Source organism: Mesorhizobium sp. CNPSo 4661 (genome assembly GCF_057784215.1).
Window position 1 is genome coordinate 84,589 of record NZ_JBWGIO010000019.1, and the last position, 20,100, is coordinate 104,688.

The 20,100-nt window shown below is 61.6% G+C and carries 16 protein-coding genes and 2 pseudogenes; 7 read left to right on the forward strand and 11 right to left on the reverse strand.

Going from position 1 to position 20,100, the window contains the following annotated elements; translation table 11 throughout:
* Positions 1-127: 127 nt before the first annotated feature.
* Genes AC0YKC_RS26545 through AC0YKC_RS26555 form a run of 3 tightly spaced genes read right to left on the reverse strand, consistent with a single transcriptional unit; the run spans position 128 to position 2,989 of the window.
* Positions 128-1,150: an RES family NAD+ phosphorylase gene (locus tag AC0YKC_RS26545; RefSeq protein WP_488513233.1), complete on the reverse strand. Its 1,023-nt coding sequence runs from the start codon at positions 1,148-1,150 to the stop codon at positions 128-130.
* Positions 1,151-1,155: 5 nt separating this feature from the next.
* Positions 1,156-2,091 (reverse strand): sce7725 family protein, encoded by a 936-nt coding sequence (locus AC0YKC_RS26550; protein WP_488513234.1) that lies wholly within the window; start codon positions 2,089-2,091, stop codon positions 1,156-1,158.
* Positions 2,092-2,098: 7 nt separating this feature from the next.
* Positions 2,099-2,989 (reverse strand): sce7726 family protein, encoded by an 891-nt coding sequence (locus AC0YKC_RS26555; RefSeq protein ID WP_488513235.1) that lies wholly within the window; start codon positions 2,987-2,989, stop codon positions 2,099-2,101.
* Positions 2,990-3,845: 856 nt separating this feature from the next.
* Here AC0YKC_RS26555 and AC0YKC_RS26560 point away from each other — a divergent pair.
* A pseudogene (locus AC0YKC_RS26560) lies at positions 3,846-4,109 on the forward strand (tyrosine-type recombinase/integrase); the annotation flags it as partial.
* A 143-nt stretch (positions 4,110-4,252) separates the two neighbouring features.
* Here AC0YKC_RS26560 and AC0YKC_RS26565 read toward each other — a convergent pair.
* The 6 genes and pseudogenes from AC0YKC_RS26565 to AC0YKC_RS26590 form a co-directional block, all read right to left on the reverse strand.
* Positions 4,253-4,390, reverse strand: a pseudogene (locus tag AC0YKC_RS26565) (Tn3 family transposase); the annotation flags it as partial.
* A gap of 45 nt (positions 4,391-4,435) precedes the next feature.
* Entirely contained in the window at positions 4,436-5,503 is a 1,068-nt protein-coding gene (locus AC0YKC_RS26570; protein ID WP_434721465.1) for an ABC transporter ATP-binding protein, read from the reverse strand.
* Between the two features lie 3 nt (positions 5,504-5,506).
* Complete coding sequence (locus AC0YKC_RS26575; protein ID WP_430699306.1) at positions 5,507-6,379, reverse strand: carbohydrate ABC transporter permease; 873 nt, start codon at positions 6,377-6,379, stop codon at positions 5,507-5,509.
* 8 nt (positions 6,380-6,387) lie between these two features.
* On the reverse strand, positions 6,388-7,263 hold the full coding sequence (locus tag AC0YKC_RS26580) for a carbohydrate ABC transporter permease (RefSeq protein ID WP_488513236.1): 876 nt from the start codon (positions 7,261-7,263) through the stop codon (positions 6,388-6,390).
* A 116-nt stretch (positions 7,264-7,379) separates the two neighbouring features.
* The gene (locus AC0YKC_RS26585) at positions 7,380-8,615 is read right to left on the reverse strand and encodes an ABC transporter substrate-binding protein (protein ID WP_488513237.1); all 1,236 of its coding nucleotides are present in this window, start codon (positions 8,613-8,615) and stop codon (positions 7,380-7,382) included.
* Between the two features lie 81 nt (positions 8,616-8,696).
* On the reverse strand, positions 8,697-11,063 hold the full coding sequence (locus AC0YKC_RS26590) for a beta-glucosidase family protein (protein ID WP_488513239.1): 2,367 nt from the start codon (positions 11,061-11,063) through the stop codon (positions 8,697-8,699).
* Positions 11,064-11,254: 191 nt separating this feature from the next.
* Between AC0YKC_RS26590 and AC0YKC_RS26595 the strand changes: the two genes are divergently transcribed.
* Positions 11,255-12,328 carry a helix-turn-helix domain-containing protein gene (locus tag AC0YKC_RS26595; RefSeq protein ID WP_488513240.1) on the forward strand — a complete coding sequence of 358 codons (1,074 nt, stop codon included), beginning with the start codon at positions 11,255-11,257 and terminating at the stop codon, positions 12,326-12,328.
* Between the two features lie 174 nt (positions 12,329-12,502).
* On the opposite strand, the gene AC0YKC_RS26600 is transcribed toward AC0YKC_RS26595, so the two are convergent.
* Complete coding sequence (locus AC0YKC_RS26600) at positions 12,503-13,153, reverse strand: helix-turn-helix domain-containing protein (protein WP_488513241.1); 651 nt, start codon at positions 13,151-13,153, stop codon at positions 12,503-12,505.
* A gap of 227 nt (positions 13,154-13,380) precedes the next feature.
* Here AC0YKC_RS26600 and AC0YKC_RS26605 point away from each other — a divergent pair, with 227 nt between their 5' ends.
* From AC0YKC_RS26605 to AC0YKC_RS26625, 5 genes are all read left to right on the forward strand, one after another.
* A complete protein-coding gene (locus AC0YKC_RS26605; RefSeq protein ID WP_488513243.1) occupies positions 13,381-15,363 on the forward strand; it encodes an oxidoreductase in 1,983 nt (660 codons plus the stop codon).
* Positions 15,364-15,489: 126 nt separating this feature from the next.
* Positions 15,490-16,617, forward strand: coding sequence for an ABC transporter substrate-binding protein (locus AC0YKC_RS26610; protein WP_488513244.1), 1,128 nt, complete (start codon positions 15,490-15,492; stop codon positions 16,615-16,617).
* Positions 16,618-16,693: 76 nt separating this feature from the next.
* Entirely contained in the window at positions 16,694-17,728 is a 1,035-nt protein-coding gene (locus AC0YKC_RS26615; protein ID WP_434725669.1) for an ABC transporter ATP-binding protein, read from the forward strand.
* A 17-nt stretch (positions 17,729-17,745) separates the two neighbouring features.
* Positions 17,746-18,633 (forward strand): ABC transporter permease, encoded by an 888-nt coding sequence (locus AC0YKC_RS26620; protein ID WP_488513245.1) that lies wholly within the window; start codon positions 17,746-17,748, stop codon positions 18,631-18,633.
* Positions 18,626-19,495 carry an ABC transporter permease gene (locus AC0YKC_RS26625; protein ID WP_434721473.1) on the forward strand — a complete coding sequence of 290 codons (870 nt, stop codon included), beginning with the start codon at positions 18,626-18,628 and terminating at the stop codon, positions 19,493-19,495. The genes AC0YKC_RS26620 and AC0YKC_RS26625 overlap by 8 nt, the downstream gene beginning before the upstream one ends.
* A 169-nt stretch (positions 19,496-19,664) precedes the next feature.
* On the opposite strand, the gene AC0YKC_RS26630 is transcribed toward AC0YKC_RS26625, so the two are convergent.
* Positions 19,665-20,099 carry an Lrp/AsnC family transcriptional regulator gene (locus tag AC0YKC_RS26630; protein WP_320298538.1) on the reverse strand — a complete coding sequence of 145 codons (435 nt, stop codon included), beginning with the start codon at positions 20,097-20,099 and terminating at the stop codon, positions 19,665-19,667.
* Position 20,100: the final 1 nt, after the last annotated feature.

Below are 20,100 nucleotides of genomic sequence, written 5' to 3' on the forward strand. Positions count from 1 at the left end.
CGATGAGGCCCTTTTCAGGCAAAGTTTGTCTTGTCAGCAATGCGCTCACCGCGGTCAATCAACAATCCGCCCACAGGTTCTGGAAGCTGCCGTTCGCTAGGGTCGTCATTGTGAAAGTGCGTTCTTCTTAAGCGGCGGCTACTTCGACCGACACCTTGGACACGTTGTAGAGCGCCACCGTCCCGCCGACCGCCTGAGCGGGATCGAATAGCGCGAGATTGATGCCATCGCTGACCGAGCTACGATAAACCACGCCGTCGAAGCCGCTCTTCTTAATAAATTCACATAGGTATTGGCTCGGAATATAGTCGATCGCCGCCCCCGCTGGCTGAACCGGTCGAGTCAATTCCTCGCCTAAGCGTTCGAGGAACGGCAAGTCGGCGCGCAGCTGGCCGATCTCGCTTGCGTCGGTCAGGATGAAGGGTGAGACGAGCTTGCGCGGGTTGCGCAAGTCCACAGCCTTAATTTCGGGGATCGTAAAATCAGCAACGCAAGCAACCTCGCCTGTATGGGGCCTAATCTCGGCCGCAGCCGTATCGGGAAGCGACCCCAGATAGAGATAGGGAATGCCCGCCGGATTGGCCCTGCCATGTGACGAGCGTCGCTTCGGCGGTGCCCCCATCTTCTCGATCGGGAAGACCTCATCCTCGGCGCGGATTCGCGCGCGATACCATTGCCGGGGTAATGGCGGCGCCAGTAGCATGTCGAGCAGTTGGCGGAGACGGTCTAGGTCGATGGCGACGTCGAGAAACCAGCGATTGGCATACATCATCTCGTCGCGCAGCTTGTCCCACTGCGCGAGGCCTTCGCTGATATAGCTTGCCGACGGGGCGAAACTGCTTCGGACGATCTCACCGTCATCGAGAATCTCGCCGAGAAGCTCTTTAGCGTGGGCAATGTCCATGCGCTGATGGCTGAAGAGTTGCCAGTCGTCCTTCATCCATTCGACCAGCGACTTCCCGTCCTCACTCGGCTCATAGACATTGACTAGCAGCTCGAAATAATTGACGAGCTTGCCCGGCTCAACGAGCTGGGTGTCAGCCGTCCTGCAGAAATCGCATGTCCCATGGCCGGGATCGAGCGACGGGAAGAGCTGATCGCGCAGGCCGCGATCGTCGAAGCACTCTGGGCAGCAGAAACGCTGTGCCATGGGGCTCAGCCAAGATAGTCCGCAAGCGTCTCGATGTGATGCTTCATCGAAAGCTTTTTGACGTAGCCAAGGCCAGGGAAATGGCCCTTATCATGGAAGTCGCGAAACTCCTTGATCGCTTCGGTCTCGAGAATGTTGGAGGTGCCGCTGTTCAGTTTCGTGATCAGCTTCGCCAGCGCCTGGGCGAACTTGCCGGCGGGGTCGGTCGGCGTGTCCTTCGTGTCCGAGACGAAGTGATAAATGTACATGATATCGTCCTTGTCAGGATCGATGAAAGTCAGGTGGATCGCAACGGCATAGGCCGGGCCTCCCCCCTCGCTGTAGACGTCGCCGACGATCAGAAAATCGCCGAAACCCGCCATGCCTAGATCGTCATAGGTGACATGGAGATCGGAAAACTCCTCCATGGCTGGATAGTCGGCATTGCGCTGGCGCTTGAACCCGTCGCGTACCAGGACGCGCGTGCTTTGGTCAAAATGCTTCCGGTAGAGCAGCTTTGCATGGTCTTCGACGAAGACGTTCACGAGGCCGGGCATGCCATCCTCCAGCTCGGCCGCCAACGCCTTGGGCGCGGTGAAGCCGGCGTGGACCAGCACGGGATGATGATCGGCATGATGGTTGTAGCAGGCCATCACTTCGTCGACGGTCATGTCGCTGCGGAGTAGGATGCCGGCGGCGATATTGTCGGTCCCGATAAAGCCTTCTTGAAGGAGGTCGGTGATGCTCTTCCCGTCCTCCTGATGGTCGCCATGATATGGGTTCACAATCACGATCGCTCGCCCGCCGGCGGCACACACCGCGCTCAAGGTCTTCTTGAGGCCGCCGAGCGCCTCGCGCACCGGCTCGATCACGGGCACGAAGTTCTTCTCGGCGAGCAGCGGCGCCATCTCGCGGACCGTGATGAGCTCGAACTGTTTTCCGCGGAAATAGGGATAGTACATGCGCCGATCAGCTCCAGGCCATAGCCGCGTGCAGCGGGGTCGCGATGGCGTTGATCAGTCGCGGATGGTCGGCACGGCGCACCGATACCGACAGCGCCGCAGCTTGCAGAGACTCCGGCAGGCGATCGACGAGGTCGCCGAGCGGTGCGAGATCCCGCGTCCGCTTGAGCGTCCGCACCATCTCGACATGGAGCACAGCCGGGTCGAGCGCGGCGAAAAGGTCGCGCATCGCGGCGTGCCGGAGCGTATTGGGAACCTGCGGCACCGTCACACCCACCGCGCGCAGGATCGCGGCGGCTTCGGCCGTGCGCAGCGATTCAAAGACGGTCACCGGGCAGATGCGCGCCGGGCAGTTGATCGCTTCGCGCACTGTCGTAATGCGGTAGCGCTTGGAGAGGCACATCACACCAACATCGTTCGGGACCGTTGCCAGCACACCCTTGATATGGCCTTCGCTCGCGATCACGTTCACCTTAGCGAAGACACGCTTGTAGTTCTCGACCTGGTTGGCGAGCCGCGCGAGCGAATCCCGCTCCGACTTAATTTCATAGACCGTCGCAGTGCCGTTCAGGATGACGAGATCCGCCTTGCAGCCGCCGGCACGGAACTCATTGATCATCGAGGCTGTGCGGAGCGAGTGCGTTCCCATCAGCACTTTGTGGCTGATCGCCGCGCGATAGATGTATTCGTCGCGGTGCCCCGCAACTTTCAGAAACTCAAACGCCTTGTTGAAGGTGTCACCGACAGTCGCGTGCGGGTCGGTGTGCTTGATCAGATCGGTCTGCTCCATCAGCCGGCGGAACAAACCAGATCGACCTTTCTTCGCCATTTCACGGAAAACCGTGGCGGAGAACAGCCGAGTCAAAACGGACAGTTGCGCTGCGCTGTAGATCTTCATTCCCCCACTGGAACCGCACATCGCGTCGTGCAGACGCGAGGCCCTTTTAGCGCAAAATGCTCCGACATGGAATCGGGGCTTTGCCAGATCGATGTGAACGGCTGGCGAGAGCGTTAGTGGGGCGCTGTTGATTGGTCTAGGTCGCTAACCCTCACTCCCGCTTTGGTGAATCGGCCACCCGAAGCCGACAGTCTTCTACCGCCCCGCTCACGCCATTCGCGATTATCAGGCTTTAAGCTTTTCCGCCATGTCCGGCAAACGAAGACATTCCGGGGGGAGTCGTTTGAAACGATGTAGTCAAAAATGTACACTCGGCAACCGCGGCCACATTGTTCAAGCCGTTTCAACTGCTTGGCAATATGACGGTATTTCAGACGGTATGAAGCTCTAAGTTAGCATAAAGATTGCAATAAAATCAATCGGATGACGCGCTAGTTGATCATCGAGTGGGAATGATTCAGGGCCATCCGAACACCGCCGAAATCACGCCAAGGTTCGACTTAAGCCACTGAAATCAAAAATAGTTTTTGCCAGCGCGTTCGACTACGATCGGTGTGCATGGTTTGGCTTTGCCGACCCGCTTGCCGGCCCTTGCTCGTATTGCCAACCTGAGTTTTCGACAGTACCGTCACGATCCATAGGGCTGATGACGGTACTTTTTTCAGTTTAACACGCTGAAAAGAAAGACAAATTCACACCGGTAGCTCTCAAAAACCATGTGACCGTACTTTTTGAAAGGCAGTCGGGATGCTGACGGACGCCGCCCTCAAGGCATTGAAACCAAAACAGAAAATGTACAAGGTCGCGGACCGCGACGGCATGTATGTCCGGGTGATGCCGAGCGGCGCGATCTCGTTTCACCGTGCACGATCTTCGTCGCACAGGCTCCACGCTTCTCAACGAATTTGGGTTCAACAGCGACTGGATCGAGAAATGCCTGGCCCACGAGGATGGCCGGTCGTCCCGCGGCGTCTACAACAAGGCCGAATACGAAATCCAGCGCCGCCACATGATGCAGGAATGGTCCGACCTAGTCGAAGCGTGGGTTGAAGGGAGGAAGCGGCCGGTGGCGCTTGTTCCTCCGACAATTGCGATCTTTGAACCAGATCCTTCAATTTGATGGGGGAGGTCCTGTCCTCGATCATCGAATCGAAACTGCTGGCAGGGGCCACGACAACAGATTAGGCGCTTGGCAGCGCGGGCTATCGACAAGGCCGTCGCGTTTCACCGTCCCTTGGTACTCTATAGGACTTAGTCGCGCTCACTGTGTGCGTCCGTCACAAAGGCCTGCGCTGCGCGGTAGGTCTCTGACCGGGCGTGGAAGGTGCGCATCCAGCTGACCTGGTGAGCGCCGATACCTCCGGACGCGCTGGCCATCCGTTTCGGACCGTCGCGTCGGCCGATGGCTCGCGCACCAGTAAAGCAGAGGCGCCTATAAGCGCGGCCTCAGAGCCGCCGTTCCGTTGCTTTCGAGAAGATCGACGCCGTCGCCATATTGAAACGCAGGCCGACTTCCTTCCGCATCGATCGCGCCGCCTCGATGCCGAGCCGGACGCTGAAGCGCTTGCCGAGACAATCGAACCAGCCTAGCGCATCCGCACCCAGCAGTTCCGTGAAGGCCAGTGTTGCCGGGATGCTCCGCGGCGCGCCGCAATCCACGACCGATATGTCCTCGGACCGGACGCCGAGCACGGCGTCGCCTGAAGCCCACGGCTCCTCGAACGCGTAGTCGCCGGTGTCGACGGAGATATCGCCGGTCACGAAGCGCCCCGATCCGTCGAGCCTGCCTTCGATGAAGTTCATCGCGGGCGACCCCACGAAACCGGCCACGAAAAGACTGGCCGGCTTCTCATAGATCGATTGCGGATGGGCAAATTGCTCGACCTTGCCCTTGTGCATGACGGCGACGCGGTCGGCCATGGTCATGGCTTCGATCTGGTCATGGGTGACGTAGATCATCGTCGACCCCAGGGTTTCATGCAGTTGCTTGAGTTCGACGCGGGTCTCGGCACGCAGCTTGGCATCGAGGTTCGACAGCGGCTCGTCGAACAGACAGATGCTCGAGGAGCGCACCAGAGCGCGGCCGATGGCCACGCGCTGGCGCTGGCCGCCGGAAAGCTGGGCCGGCTTGCGGTCGAGCAGGGCCTCGATCTGCAGGAGCTTGGCCACCCAGGCGACCTTCTCGGCCACCGTTGCCTTTGGCGTTCCGGCAATCTCCATGCCGAAGGAAAGGTTGCGGCGCGCCGTCATGGCCGGAAACAGCGCGTAGGACTGGAACACCATCGCCAGGCCCCGTTCGCTCGGCTCCAGCCCGCTGACGTCCTTCCCCTCGATGACGATCTGGCCTTCGCACTCATCGAGGCCGGCAATCACGTTGAGAAGGGTAGATTTACCGCAACCCGACGGGCCCAGGATGACGACGAACTCTCCCTTCTCGATCTCCATGTCAATGGAACGGAGGATGGTGAGGCCGCCAAAGGATTTCTTGATTTGGCGCAGAGAAATGCTGGACATGTTTCAACCCTTCACGGCGCCGGCGGCGATGCCGCGCACGAAATACCGGCCCGACAGGAAATAGACGACGAGCGTCGGGATCGCGGTTATCAGCGCCGCAGCCATGTTGACGTTGGGATTTGCGGCGCCGCGTGAATTGCCGACGATGTTGGTCAGTTGCACCGTCATCGGCAAATTGTCGTTGCCGGCGAAGATCAGGCCGAGCAGGTAGTCGTTCCAGATGCCTGTGAATTGCAGGATGGCGACCACCACCAGGATGTTGGTCGAGATCGGCAGGATGATCGACCAGAAGGTTCTGAGGAAGCGCGCTCCTTCCATCCGCGCCGCGCGGCTGATCTCGTCGGGTATGCCGACATAGAAATTGCGGAAGAGCAGCGTCGTATACGGCAGACCATAGATGACATGCACGAAGACGATGCCCGGATAGGTGCGGAAGAGCCCGACATTGCTGAGGATCTTCACGGTCGGATAGAGCATCGCCTGGTAGGGGATAAACAGGCCGACCGTGACCAGCAGCATGATCATATTGGCATGGCGCGATTTCCACTGCGCCAGCGCATAGCCGTTGAGGGCTCCTGCCAGGGTGGAAATGACCACGCTCGGTATGGTGATCTTGATGGAGTTCCACAAGCCGGGTCGGACGCCGGCGCATTCGAGGCCCGTGCACGCGCTCTGCCAGGCGCTCACCCATGCATCGAAATTCGGATTGACCGGCAGCGCGAGCAGGTTGCCCTGGCGAATCTCCTCCATCGGCTTCAGCGAGTTCATGATGACCAGCAGAAGCGGCAGGAGGAAGAAGATGGCGGACACGGCGAGGAAGGCATAGAGGCCGATGCGGGCGGCGCGCGGCCCGAATACCGGTCGCCGGCGGGCGATGGCGACTGTCATGTCCGCCTCCGGAATTCGCTATAGAAATAGGGGGTGAGCATGATGAGCGACAACACCAGCATCATGATCGACGCCGCCGAAGCCAGCCCGAGGTTGACGCGGGCAAAATAGAAATCCACCGCGAACTTCGCCGGCATCTCGGTGGCGATGCCGGGACCGCCCTTGGTCATGGCGATGATCAAGTCGTAGCCCCGGATCACTTCGGACATGAGCAACACCACGCAGGAGGCGATGACAGGCCGCATGCCGGGAAAGATCACCTGGCAATATGCACGCCACGGCGGAATGCCCTCCATCCTGATTGCTTTCCAAAGATCGTTGTCGATGCCGCGTAGTCCGGCCAGCACGATCACCATCACCAGGCCGGCGGAGTGCCAGATGCTGGCGATGACCAGCGTGTAGATGGCGCGGTCGGGGCGCGTCAGCCAGTCGAAGGTGAAGCTGTCCCAGCCGGCGTCGCGCATCAGTGCCTGCAGACCGGTCGTCGGATCGAGGATCCAGCGCCAGGAAAGGCCGGTGATGATCAGCGATACCGCAAGAGGATAGAGGAAGGTCGTGCGGAACAACGACTCGGCTTTGATGCCGCGGTCGGCAAGTACCGCCAGCAGGGTTCCGAACGCTAGCGTGCCAACCATGTAGAACACGCCGAAAATCACCATGTTCAGGCAGGAGACGAGCCAGCGCTGGTTGGTGAACAGGTCGAAATACTGATCGATACCGACGATCTCGTATTTGGGGATCAGGGTCGAGCGTGTCAGGGACATGTAGAAGGTCCACAGGATCGAGCCATAGAAGAAGACCGCCACGATCGCGAAGAAGACCGCCACCGTGATGTCCGGCTTGAAACCCTGCCGCTTGAGCCAGGTCGACATTCCAATCCTCCCGCGGGCAAGCCGCGTCCGCGTCCCTCACTGGGGCCGGCGACACCTGTATCTTCCTCCAGACAGGTGCCGCCGGAACAGCGTTTTACCCGTTCCTGTCCCCAGGCTCACTTGCTCTGGAGGATGTCCCCCAAGCTCTTGACACCAGTATCTACCGTCATCGAGGGATCGGTCCAAAACTGCGTCGCAAGATCCGTCATCCGGCCGTTGAGGTCGCCCGGAAGAGCGTCGTAGGTGGAAGAGACCGTCACGCCGGGTGTGCCGAGCGATTTGACGCCCCTGACCGCGCACAGGTCCAGCGTGCTGGTGTCGACGTCCAGGCGCGACGGGACGGAGCCTTTCACGGCTGCGATCTTTGCCTCTACCGCCGGGTCCATGACGGTTTCGGCAAGCATGGTCTGGCCCTTGATACGATCCTCGTCCTTGTTGAGGGGGAATGCGAAGATGTCGACGACGATGGCGTAGGCGGGCTTGTCGGTCGGCATCAGGAAACAGCCGAAATTCTTGCCGGCGACCTGGCCTGCGGCAAGGAATTCGCCGCGCGCCCAGTCTCCCATGAACTGCATTCCCGCCTTGCCCGTCACCACCATGTTCGTGGTCTCGTTCCAGGAGCGGCCGGGGCTGGCCGGATCGGCGTAGGTCGAAACCTTGCGGAACAATTCGAAAGCCTTGGGCAGGATCGGCGACTTCAACGCCTCGGGATCGCGCTTGATGAAAAGCTCGTTCCAGTAATCGGGACCTCCGAGCGCGATGATCATGGAGGTGAGGATGGTCACCTCCTGCCAGGGCTCGCCGCCGACGGCGAATGCGGTGTATCCAGCCGCCTTCAGCTTGTCGGCGGCGGCGAACATTTCGTCGAGCGTCTTCGGCTCCTCGATTTTCGCCGCCTCGAAGGCCGCTTTGGAGTACCAGACCCAGTTGTCGGCATGAATGCCCACCGGCAGGCCGACGAGATGGCCGTCGACGTTCAGCTTGTCCCAGACGACGGGTGGCATTGCCTTCTGCCAGCCATTCGCCGCGGCGAGATCATCGAAGTTGCGAAGCTGCCCGGAGGAGGCGAGGTCCCGCATAGCCGCGCTTGGCGTCATCAGCACCGCCGAGGGCGGTTCGCCGCCGGCGATGCGGCTGGTCGCCGCCGCGATGGTGGAGTCGAAATCGGCCGAAGGGCTGTCTATCCATTTGCCGCCGCGGGCCTTGTAGGCATCGGCGATCGTATTCATGGCCTTCGATTCGCTGGCGCTCGTCCAGTACTGCTGCACGTCGACGGTCTGGGCGAAGGCAGGCGTGGATGCGGCAATCAGCCCGACAAGGGCTATCGTGGAGGAGTGGCGTTTCAGGTTCATCCTGGTTCCCTTTCTGAAGTCATTCTTGTTGATTTTGAGCGATCTTTCGCTGGCCGGGCGGCAAGGCGGTTGCCGAACCCGTCAGGCCGCCTTGCCGATGGCTCTGCCCATTTCCCTGTTGAGGCTGTCCAGGAACGCGGCCATGGCGTCCTTGGAGATCTTGTCTCCGGCTACCCAGGCGACGGTGTTGTAGATACCCAGGAAGGAACCGCCGCAATATTCCAGCAGCTTGACGGTTTCCTCGTCGTCGAGATCGAGTTGTTCCTTGAGAAAGGCGCCGAAGCGCTTGCGCGCGAATTCCTGCTCCAGCACGGTGGCAGGCTGGCTTTCGACGGTGAGGATGCTCGACGGCAGCGCCGGCGCTTCGACGTCGATCGTCCTTTCCAGCCGGATGTCGCGCGAGGATGCCGCCACTTCGATCGTCAGCTTGCCGGCGTCGAGCAGCCATCTGCGATGGTCGCAGTCATAGTAGCGCAGATCGCGCGCCTCGATCGTAACCTCGACGCGCTTAGTTTCTCCCGGCTGCAACTCGAATTTGGCGAAGCCCTTGAGTTCGCGGAGCGGACGAATGAGGCGCGGGTTGTGCGGCCGGGAATAGATCTGTGCGATCTCTTTGCCGGCGCGCTTGCCTGTGTTGGTGACATCGAAGGACACGGTGAAGGTGTCCGCTTCGTCGATGCTGTCCAAATCGATTTCGATGTTGGAATAGTCGAACGTTGTGTAGCTCAGGCCGAACCCGAACGGGAACTGCGGAGCGAGTTTGCGCTTGTCGTAGGAACGGTATCCGACGTGGATGCCTTCGCTGTAGATGTGCCTGTTGTTCTCTCCTGGATAGGTGAGGAAGCCAGGTGTGTCCTCGAGTTTCACCGGGAAAGTGACGGTGAGTTTTCCGCACGGATTATGGACCCCAAACAGCACTTCCGCCACGGCGCGGCCCGCGCCCTGTCCGCCGAAGAACATCGCCATGACAGCCGCGGTCTGGTTTACCCAGGGCATGGCGACGGCGTCTGGCGTGGCGAGGATTACGGCGAACCTGCCGTTCCGCCTGGAAAGCCGGTCGATCAGTTCGTCCTGGCCGTCATGCAGGTTGAGGTCCGTACGGTCGGAGCCTTCGCCGTCGTAACCTACCTCGGTATTGCCGAAGAACAGCGCCACGTCGGCGGCGTCGATGTTGGTAAGCGCCGCCTGTTCGCCGGCGCTGTCGGGCGCAAAGTCGGAAACCACGTTGAAGGTAACGGTGGCGCCCGGCGCCAGGCGACGAATCTCGTCGAGTGGAATATCGACCTCGGTCGGGCGCGTCGTGGCGCAGCCCGACCCCTGGATAACCGGCTCGCGCGCTGCGGCACCCACCACGGCAATCCTTTGCAGTTTCGTTCCGTCGAGCGGCAGGAGGCCTGCCTGGTTCCTCAGCAGCACGATCGATTCGACCGCCATGCGCTGCGACAGGGCGTGATGCTTCCTGAAGTCGGCGGTAATGTTCGTGCGAAGGCCGTTGCGCGCCGTCCGGATCAGCTTGAGGATGCGCAGGCACGACCGGTCCAGCGCCTTCGCCGAAACGCGGCCGTCCTTCACGGCCTCGAGCAACTCCTGCCGGCGCGCCGCGCTTTCCGGCATATCGAGATCGTTGCCGGCGTTCATCGAGGCCGCGCGATCCTTGATGCCGTGCCAGTCGGACACGACAACGCCGTCATAACCCCATTCGTCGCGTAGCACGTCCGTCAAGAGCCAGCGGTTCTCGGCCGCCTGCACATCGTTCAGGCGGTTGTAGGAACTCATGACGGTCCAGGGGTTGCTCTTGCGGATCGCCCTCTCGAACCCGGCCAGATAGATTTCGCGCAGGGCGCGCTCCTCGACGACTGAGCTCATCGTGGTCCGCTGCACTTCGGAATTGTTGCATGCGAAGTGCTTGAGCGAAGCGCCGACGCCGTTCTTCTGCATGCCGTTGATGACCGCTGCCGCGATCTCGCCGGACAGGATCGGGTCTTCCGAATAATATTCATAGCTGCGCCCGGCGAGCGGAGTACGACGAATATTGATGCCGGGACCGAGCAGGATGTTGACGCCGAAGGCTTGGCATTCGTCGGCGAGCGCCTCGCCGAGCTCGTGGGCGAGACCCACGTCCCAGGAGCAGGCGAAGGACGATCCGTTGGGGAAGCAGGTTGCCGGACGGGTGGACCCGAATGCGCCTTCCACGCCACGCGAAAGGTCGGCGTTGACGACGCTGAGGAACGACGCGAGCTGGCTGTCGCTATCCTGCGGGCCATCGATCTGTTCGATCGAATAACGTACGCCGTAGGTTCCGTCGGTCATCAGGATCTCGGGAATGTTGAGCCTGTAATTGGCGGAAGTGCGCCAAAGGCCATGACCCGTCACCAGCGTCGTCTTTTCCTCAAGGGTCATCTGATCCAGGAGGGCGCCGAGTTCCTTGTCGGAAACATTCCACGTCATCGGGCTGTCCACTTCATTGTCGCGGCCATCGGCATGCCGATGGCCGCAGGCTTCCGCGCTTGCGCGGATCGACCATCCGCCGGAGAACGAAGAAACGATGACATAGCGTCAGCTCGTCATCTAGCCGCGAAACTTGCGCTGGAATTACGACAGTTTTTGATATCTAGTAAGCAAATCCACGGAGGTCACGGATGAATGTCGCCTACCTGAGGCCCGAGCCTGGGCGCGAGAAGGCCGGTTGCGGTTTCGAGGATCACGGCCCTACGGGCGAAGGGCACTGCCGCGCCTTCGTGCACGGCTATGCCGACGTGCCCTATCACTGGCACCGGGAGATGGAGATTCTTTTCGTGCTGCGCGGGCGGTTTCGCCTCGTGGTGGATGGGCAGGTCTGCGAGATGGAGCAGGACGACGCCATCATCATCAATGCCGACGTACCGCACAATTCGACGTCCATTTCGCGCGATACGTTGATCTGCGGCGTACATCTCGACGCTGCCCATTTCGAGCGGCTGGGCCTGCCCGGCTTCGCTTCGCGGCAGTATCTTTGCCGCACCTTCCTGCACAGCCAGTCCTTCATGCATCGGGTTGCGCCGATCAAGGCGCTGATGGCGCGGCTGGCGCTGGATCTGAGCAACCATCCCGAAGAGATCATGGTACGCCAGACCATCGCCAGCCTGCTTGCCTGCTACGTCTACCGCTGGATCCCGCATGAAGTGGCCGATGCGGCGGGCGCGCAGTTGCGGTCCGACAGCCGCGACCGGATCCTGCGGATCATGGACACGTTGAGTGATCAGGACGAAGGGCAGAATCTCGGCGAGATCGCTGAAGAGGAGGGGCTGACGCTCAGCCACCTTTCCCGCCTGTTCAAGCGACATCTGGGAATCGGCTATCGCGATTATTCGCAGAACCTGCGGCTCGACAGCGCCGCCGAAGCGCTGCGCACCACCAATGACACGATCGGGATCATCATGGAGCGCGGCGGCTTCGGCAATCCAGCCGTCTTCTACAATAAGTTCCGGGCCCGGTTCGGCTGCAGCCCGGCCGAGTTCCGCCGCGGCCATCGGTCATCGAAACCCCAGAGTGTGCTGACGACGGAGGATGCCGCTGAGGTTCAAAGGCTTCTGGTCGCGCATGCAGCCGGCGTCGGCAAGGCGGCTGAACTGGCGGTCGGGCTCGCGCCTGGCGGCAAGCGACAGATTGTTCTCAGTGCGCCGCACAGCGCTGCCTCGACGGCGAAGCTGTTCGGGTCCACGGGGAAAGGATAGGGCCTCGAATAAGTAAACCGGGCTCGGAAATCGCTTCGCGGGAGGTGCGCCTGAGATGGCGCGGCCCGCGATGCGGCGCTGCTGATGGACATCATCTCGGGCGACGACCCGCAGTATGCCTTGCATTGCCGGCTGCCCGAGCACCAGGCGATCTCGGTTTCCACAAATCCGAGGCTAGAAACTTGGCGGGCTGATTGCCCAGATCACGACGGCCTCTCGCCCACCCGCATTCTTGTACCTGTGCGGCTCGCCTGACGAATAGGAGCAACTGTCTCCTTCGTAGAGGTGGAAATGTCGCTCGCCGACCCAGATGTCGAGTTCGCCCGAGACGACGAAGCCGACGCCGTCGCCCTCGTGGGTGTAGCTTTCGGCGCTTTCGGTTCCTGGCGGCAGGCGCGTATAGATCATCTCCACCTGCAGGCTCATCTTCGGCGTGACAAGCTCGTCGATGATACCGCCCTCATACTGTATCTTCAGGCGGTTGCCGCTCCTGACGACATAGCCATGCTCTTCCTGCGGTACGGGCGAGGCGCCGGCGAAAAACCACTGCACGGTCACGCCCAGGCTTCGGGCGATATTCACCAGGGCCGGAATCGATGGGTAGGCAAGGTTACGCTCGATCTGGCTGATATAGCCGATGGAAAGGTTGGCGCTTTCCGACAACTGCGAAAGCGTCATCTTGCGCCGTTTGCGCAAGCCGCGAATGCGATCCCCAAGAACCGGATCGCCGCCAACAGATACCAGCCCGGTTTCAGGGCCGCCTTCAGACGACATGCTCACTCCGGATACAATGCCCGATGAAAACGGGCCACCCAACTCGGCCAAAGATCTCCGTTCTTGTCGATCAAAAGCGCTGTCCGCAAGGTGGGCATTTGGAATTCCAGCCTTTCCGCACGAACCCTTCAACGTCGCCAGTCTTTTCAGGCCCAGGGAGAACCATTTCACCGCCGGCGATAATTCGCAATGAATTTTGCCATTGGTAAAAAAATATCTAGATTTTTTACTTATGGCAAAATATGAGGGGCGTAGTTTGCCAGCGACGGAGGAAATCGATGGCCGGCGCCGCGCATATCAAACAACCCTCGACGCCATTCCCGCGCCTTTTCCAACCTTTGCGGATCCGTGGCGTGCGGCTCAAGAATCGTATCATGTCCACCGGGCACGATACGACATTGCCGACCGACGGCCTGGTCAACGATGCGCTGATCGCCTACCACGAGGCGCGGGCGCGGGGCGGAGCCGGGCTTATTGTCAGCCAGGTCGCGGGCGTCCACGAGACGGCGCGCTACACCTCGCACATGCTCATGGCGACGCAAGACGAATGCATCGCCGGTTACCGGAAGCTGGCCGAGGTCTGCCATGCGCATGACTGCAAGATCTTTTCCCAGCTCTTCCATCCAGGCCGGGAGATCATGGAAGGCGGCGATGGGCTGCTGACGGTGGCCTACGCGCCATCCGTGTCGCCGAACGAGCGCTTCCGTGTCATGCCGCGCGAGCTCGACAAACGCCTGATCGACGAGATCGTTCGCGGCTACGCCGAGGCGGCGCGGCGGATGCACAAGGCGGGGCTGGACGGCGTCGAGTTCGTCGCCAGCCACGGCTACCTGCCGGCGCAGTTCTTCAATCCGCGCGTCAACCGCCGTGTAGATAACTATGGCGGATCGCTGGAGAACCGCCTGCGCTTCGCGACCGAAGCGCTCGCCGCGATGCGCGCGGCGACATCCGAGGACTTCGTCATCGGCTTGCGCATCAGCGGCAGCGAACGTGACGAGCACGGCCTGACCATGGACGAGGCGCTGGAGACCTGCCTTGGACTCGAGCCATTGCTCGACTACGTCAATGTCACTGCCGGCACCTCCGCTTCCGCCGGCGGCGCGGTGCATATCGTGCCGCCCATGGCTTATCGCAACGCCTATCTGGCAAGCGACGCTGCACGGTTCAGGCAGGCACTCGACATACCGATCATGGTGGCCGGGCGCATCAACCAGCCGCATGAAGCCGAGGCGGTGCTGACGGAGGGTTCTGCGGATGTCTGCGGCATGACGCGGGCGCTCATCTGCGATCCCGACATGCCCGCGAAAGCCGAAGAAGGCCGCACGGACGACATCCGCGCCTGCATCGCCTGCAACCAGGCCTGCATTGGGCATTTCCACCGGGGATTTCCCATCTCCTGCATCCAACATCCCGAGACGGGGCGCGAGCTCAGATTTGGCAAGCTCACACCGGCCCCGCGTCCGAAGAAAGTGATGGTCGTCGGTGGCGGTCCGGCGGGAATGAAGGCCGCCGCCGTCGCGGCCGCCCGGGGGCATCAGGTCACCCTCTATGAGGCGTCCTCTCATCTGGGAGGACAGGCGCTGCTGGCCCAGCTACTGCCGCGCCGCGCCGAATTCGGGGGCATCGTCACCAATCTTTCGCGCGAACTCGAACTGACGCAAGTGCGCGTGGTCAAGGGCGCGCGCGTCGACCAATCCTTGGTCGAAGCGGAAAGGCCGGACGCGGTGGTCATCGCGACCGGTGCCAGACCTTATCTTCCGGAAATGCCCGATGACGGAAGCGTTCAGGTCGTCGATGCCTGGCAGGTGCTGAGGAAGCAGGTCAAGACGGGGAGCCGCACTGTGGTGGCGGACTGGCGTTGCGACTGGATCGGACCAGGCATCGCCGAGATGCTGGTCAATGACGGCTGCAGCGTCGAACTTGCCGTCAACGGCACCCATCCAGGCGAGTTGCTGCCGCTCTACGTGCGCGACAACATTGCCGCCGAACTGCACAGGCTTGGCGTGGTCGTAACCCCGTATGCCCGCCTCTTCGGCTGCGACGGCGGCACCGTCTACATGCAGCATACCGCCAGCGAACAGCCGATCATGTTCGAGAATGTCGACACCCTGGTGCTTTGCCTGGGACATGAGCCGGTAAGCGAATTGAGCGACATACTGGCGGGCAAGGTGCCGGAACTGCACATCATCGGGGACAGCATGGCCCCGCGCACCGCGGAGGAGGCCGTTTACGAAGGATTGAAGGTCGGCGCCGCGCTGTAGGCGGCATCGGACAGACGTGCCGGTCGCTTTCAGGCGCCGGATGGGGACGACAAAGGAATGAATGGGTGGACGGAGATGCCCGCGGAAAGCCGACAGTCCGTCCTTGAGCAAACTGGAGGAGAATTCATGGCATTCGAAGGAAATGGTATCAGCCGCCGCGGCGCAATGAAACTAGCGCTCGGCGCCGCGATCGGAATGCCCGTGATCCTTGGCCGCGCAAACGTCGCCTCGGCCGCGACGGCCTTTGCCGGCGAAGGGCTGATCGTGGTGTCCTGGTCGGGAAACCATGAGCTCAGCTTTCGCGAGGCGGTGGTCAAGCCGTTCAACGAGAAATACGGCACGAAGGTCGAAACCGTCGGCGGCTGGGACCAGATGATCGCCCAGATCGTCGCGGCGCCCGCCGACAATCCGCCTTTCGACCTGACGATCGCCGACGAGTACACGACCACGACCGGCATGGCGCAGAACGTGTTCACCAAGGTCGACCGCTCGAAGATTCCTGGCAATGCCGATGTCTATCCCTGGTTCGACGAGAATCGCGGCCCGGCGAAGGACTATGGCGTGCCCTTCGGCACCGGCTCGCTGTGGATGCTGACGTCCAAGTCGAGCGGTCTGAAGCCCGAGAGTTGGAAGGGCTTCTGGGACGAGAAGGCGATGGGCAAATCGACCCTCGACGCTTCCGCCTTCTACTGGGATCTCTGCATCCCGGCGCTGCTCTCCTCCGCCAAACCCGGCATCGACGAAGTGTTCGGCTCGCCCGACGACGTCGAGCTCCTGTTCAAGGAACTTGACAAGCTCAAGGTCGCCAAATGGTACAAGGATGGCGCCGAGCTGACCAATCTCATGACCCAGGAAGAGGCGGCGGTGGCGATGATGTATTCCGCCGACGCCTACGGATTCATCAAGCAGTATGGCGACGATTTCGAGGCCGCCATCCCCAAGGAAGGCACGGCCTCCTACAGCAACTGGTTCATGAAGGTGCGCGGCACCAGGCATTCGGAGCTCAGCGATCTCTTCCTGAGCTACCTGCTCGAAAAGGAGACGCAGCAGAACTTCCTCAATGCCTCGACGGACTTCATGTCGCTGCAGGGTCTCGAGCCCCCGCCGCACTGGCCGAGCTATCCGCGCAGCGAGGAAGCGCTGCGCGGCACCTACAAGCTGTTCGGCATCGATGGCTGGGACAAGTTCGGCCCGCATTGGGATGCCTACAGCGCCCGCATGAAGGAAACCATCGCCAAGACGACACAGGGCTGACCCCAAGCCCGCGCGAAGCGCCCCCGCCGGGCGGTGCTTCGCGCGCTTCGACGCGGAGTTGACGGTTTTGGCTGACATGAATGCACTGGAACTCGACAGTGTGCGGCGCACCTACGGTGGCGTCGTGGCAGTCGACAATGTTTCCATCGATGTGAGACGTGGCGAATTCGTCACGCTGCTCGGCCCGTCGGGCTCGGGCAAGACCTCGACGTTGCGGCTGATCGGCGGCTTCGAACGGCCGGATGCCGGCGCGATCCGCATCAACGGCATCCGCATCGATCACCTGCCCGCCTACCAGCGCGACACGACGACCATCTTCCAGAGCGGCGCGCTTTTCCCGCACAAGACCGTGGCCGAGAATGTGGCCTATGGCCTTCGCATGCGCGGCGTCGCCAAGGCCGACATCGCGCCGCGTGTGAAGCAGGCTCTCGAGGTCGTGCGGCTTTCCGGCTACGAACAGCGATATCCAGCGCAATTGTCGGGCGGGCAGAAGCAACGCGTGGCATTGGCCAGGGCGATGGTGGTCCGCCCCGCGATCTTGTTATTCGACGAGCCGCTGTCGGCGCTCGACCTGTCGCTGCGGTTGCAGCTGCGCGCCGAGATCAAGCGCCTTCACGAGGAGATCGGCTTTAGTGCCATCTACGTTACCCACGATCAGGGGGAAGCGATGGCTATGTCGAGCCGCATCGCGGTGATGCGAGGTGGCCGGATCGAGCAGATCGACCGTCCCGAAAAGGTGTTTGGCGAGCCGGCCAACGAATTCGTCTACACCTTCATCGGCGAGAGCTGTTGCCTGAAGGCCCGGATAGTCGCCGGCGGCGCCGCCGACAGCGACGGCGAGCCTATCGACCTGCGTCTTTCCAATCCTCCAGGCGACGGTGCCTGGCGCCTCTACATTCGGCCGAGCCGGATGCATCTCGGCCGCGCCGACATGCCGAACGGCCTGAAGGCCCGTCTCGATTTCACCGAGTTCCTTGGCGACGTTCACCGCTACCATTTCAAGGCCGCGAAGCTGGAGTTGTTCGTCGATCATCCGGGAGCTGTCGCGCACAGGCCGGGCGACCTCGTCGACATCGGCTGGCAGACCGCAGACATGATCGCCTATCAATGAGCATCGGAACCTCGGAAATGAGCGCTCCGGACGCCGCCAGACGAAAGGCCGGGCTGCGCGCGCGGCTTGCGCCTTGGCTGCTGATGGCGCCGGCACTTCTGATCGCGGTCGCCTTTTTCGGCCTGCCGATCGCCTTCATGGCGCGCATGAGCTTCAATGAGCACATCGACCAGCGCTTCTACGTTCCGGGCTTCACGTTCGATAATTACGCGGCCATGCTGACTGACCAGACCTTCCGCGGCGCGCTGTTCACGACGATGCGGCTGGCCCTCATCTCTTCCGTCGTCACGGTCGTCATCGGCTACGCCTTCGCGATGCTGGTGTGGCTGAAGCCGAAGCGCTGGCGGCTGGCGTTCATCGCGCTGGCGCTTTGCCCGCTGCTGATTTCGGAGATATCGATCATCTTCGGCTGGTGGATGTTCTTTCCGAAGAACGGCCTGCTCAGCTACGCGCTCGTCTCGTCCGGGCTCATCACCGACAAGATCAGCCTGATGTACACCGAATTCGCGGCCTTCGTCGGTCTGACCTACGTGACCTTGCCGTTCTGCTTCTTCATCCTGCTGTCGATCTTCGATGGCATCGACAAGAAGGTGCTGGAGGCCAGCGCTGATCTCGGCTCCGCGCCGCTGCGGACCTTTTATGAAGTGCTCCTGCCGCTTACAAAAGGCGGAATCGCCGCGGCCTTCGCACAGTCCTTCATCTGGGCGATCGGCACCTATGCGACGCCTTCCGCACTCGGCCCGGACACGCTGTGGACCATCGGTTACCTGATCCAGGAGCAGATGCTGGGCAAGCACAACTGGCCCCGCGCCGCCGCCTTCTCGATCGTGCTGACAATCGGAGTCGCGCTGGTGATGGTGATTATCCGCACGCTGACGTCGAAACGGACTGCGCTCAATGGCTGAAACTTCGATCCTTCCGACCCGCAATGCCGCGGCCATACCCGCGCTACGGGCGCGCAAGGACACCATTTTTCTGCGCATTCTGACGTTTGCCTTCACCGTCTCCATCATCGCCTATATCGCGATCCCAGTGCTGGTCACACTCGCCATGTCCTTCAACGATGCATCGGCGATCCGCTTCCCTATCAAGGTCTGGTCGCTGAAATGGTATGGCGATTTCTTCGCCAGCCCGCAGTGGGTCGATGCCTTGACGAGCAGCATCATCATCGCGCTCGGAACGACGGTCATCTCGACGGTATCGGGGGTCCTCGCAGCCTGGGCGTTCGAGCGTTTCACCTTTGTCTTCAAGCCTCTCGTCTATCTCCTGATCATGCTGCCGCTCTTCATGCCCGGCGTCGTGCTGGGGCTGGGCGTCGCGATGGCCTTCGGCAACGTCTCGCTGCTGGGCATCAACGTTTACGGCTCGCGTGCGCTTGTCATGCTCGCGCATTCGCTGTGGGCGATGCCGCTGGTCTTCATGCTGATGGAAGCGACCTTCCGCACCGTGGACCATCGCATTGTCGAAGCCTCCTACGATCTCGGGGGCAGGCCGCTGCGGACCTTCCTGGAGATCGTCTTGCCGTCGGTTTCGACCGGCATCATCTCATCCGCCCTGTTCGCCTTCGTAATATCGCTCAACGAATTCGTCATGGCGCTGTTCCTCACGACACGCGACACCCAGACCCTACCGGTGTTGATGTGGCTCAGCCTCCGCTCGGCCGGCACGCCACGGCTCGCCGTCGCCTCGGTCATCCTCGCCGCCGCCGTCTTCGTCAGCCTGTCGCTAATCATGGTTTGGTACATCAGGCAGCTTCGCAAGAATTAGGGAAATATATCTGATCGCCGCCAGTCGCCTGGCCCAAACCGCACGAGGCTGAGGCCTACGGCAAAAGGGGCCGAGCACCAGCGGTGTCCCAAGCGCCATGATGATGACGGATCAAAACGCCGCTTGATACTGTCCACCCTCAGGGGGCACTCCAGAGAGCGCCCCTTTATTACTCCCTGTCGATATCCCGGCGCAGCACGATCAGCGTCGTCAGGTCCTGCACCGCCGGCCCGCTGGCGATGTTGTCGCGCAGATTGTTCAGTCGGTCGATCGACGGCACCTCGACCTCGACGACGAGGTCGAGCTGGCCGCTGATCGAGGACACGCGCCGCACCTCGGCGTAACCGGCCAGCTTGTCGAGGATGCTCATCGAGGGCGTGCGGGCTAGCGTCACCAGAAGGAAGGCCCGGATGACGTCCCGGTCCATCTGGCCGATATCGGCGCGATAGCCTCGGATCACGCCGGCGCGCTCGAGCTGCGCCACCCGCTCGCTGGCGGCGCTGCGCGAAAGGCCGACGCGCGCAGCCAGCGCCTTCAGCGGGATGCGCGCCTCCTTGGAAAGGATGGCGAGGATCTCGTGGTCTTTTGCGTCCGGCTGCTTCACC

Coding starts and splice junctions, on each gene's coding strand:
- AC0YKC_RS26545 (WP_488513233.1), bottom strand. CDS start 1,150: ATGGCACAGCGTTTCTGCTGCCCAGAGTGCTTCGACGATCGCGGCCTG.
- AC0YKC_RS26550 (WP_488513234.1), bottom strand. CDS start 2,091: ATGTACTATCCCTATTTCCGCGGAAAACAGTTCGAGCTCATCACGGTC.
- AC0YKC_RS26555 (WP_488513235.1), bottom strand. CDS start 2,989: ATGAAGATCTACAGCGCAGCGCAACTGTCCGTTTTGACTCGGCTGTTC.
- AC0YKC_RS26570 (WP_434721465.1), bottom strand. CDS start 5,503: ATGTCCAGCATTTCTCTGCGCCAAATCAAGAAATCCTTTGGCGGCCTC.
- AC0YKC_RS26580 (WP_488513236.1), bottom strand. CDS start 7,263: ATGTCGACCTGGCTCAAGCGGCAGGGTTTCAAGCCGGACATCACGGTG.
- AC0YKC_RS26585 (WP_488513237.1), bottom strand. CDS start 8,615: ATGAACCTGAAACGCCACTCCTCCACGATAGCCCTTGTCGGGCTGATT.
- AC0YKC_RS26590 (WP_488513239.1), bottom strand. CDS start 11,063: ATGACGTGGAATGTTTCCGACAAGGAACTCGGCGCCCTCCTGGATCAG.
- AC0YKC_RS26595 (WP_488513240.1), top strand. CDS start 11,255: ATGAATGTCGCCTACCTGAGGCCCGAGCCTGGGCGCGAGAAGGCCGGT.
- AC0YKC_RS26605 (WP_488513243.1), top strand. CDS start 13,381: ATGGCCGGCGCCGCGCATATCAAACAACCCTCGACGCCATTCCCGCGC.
- AC0YKC_RS26610 (WP_488513244.1), top strand. CDS start 15,490: ATGGCATTCGAAGGAAATGGTATCAGCCGCCGCGGCGCAATGAAACTA.
- AC0YKC_RS26615 (WP_434725669.1), top strand. CDS start 16,694: ATGAATGCACTGGAACTCGACAGTGTGCGGCGCACCTACGGTGGCGTC.
- AC0YKC_RS26620 (WP_488513245.1), top strand. CDS start 17,746: ATGAGCGCTCCGGACGCCGCCAGACGAAAGGCCGGGCTGCGCGCGCGG.
- AC0YKC_RS26625 (WP_434721473.1), top strand. CDS start 18,626: ATGGCTGAAACTTCGATCCTTCCGACCCGCAATGCCGCGGCCATACCC.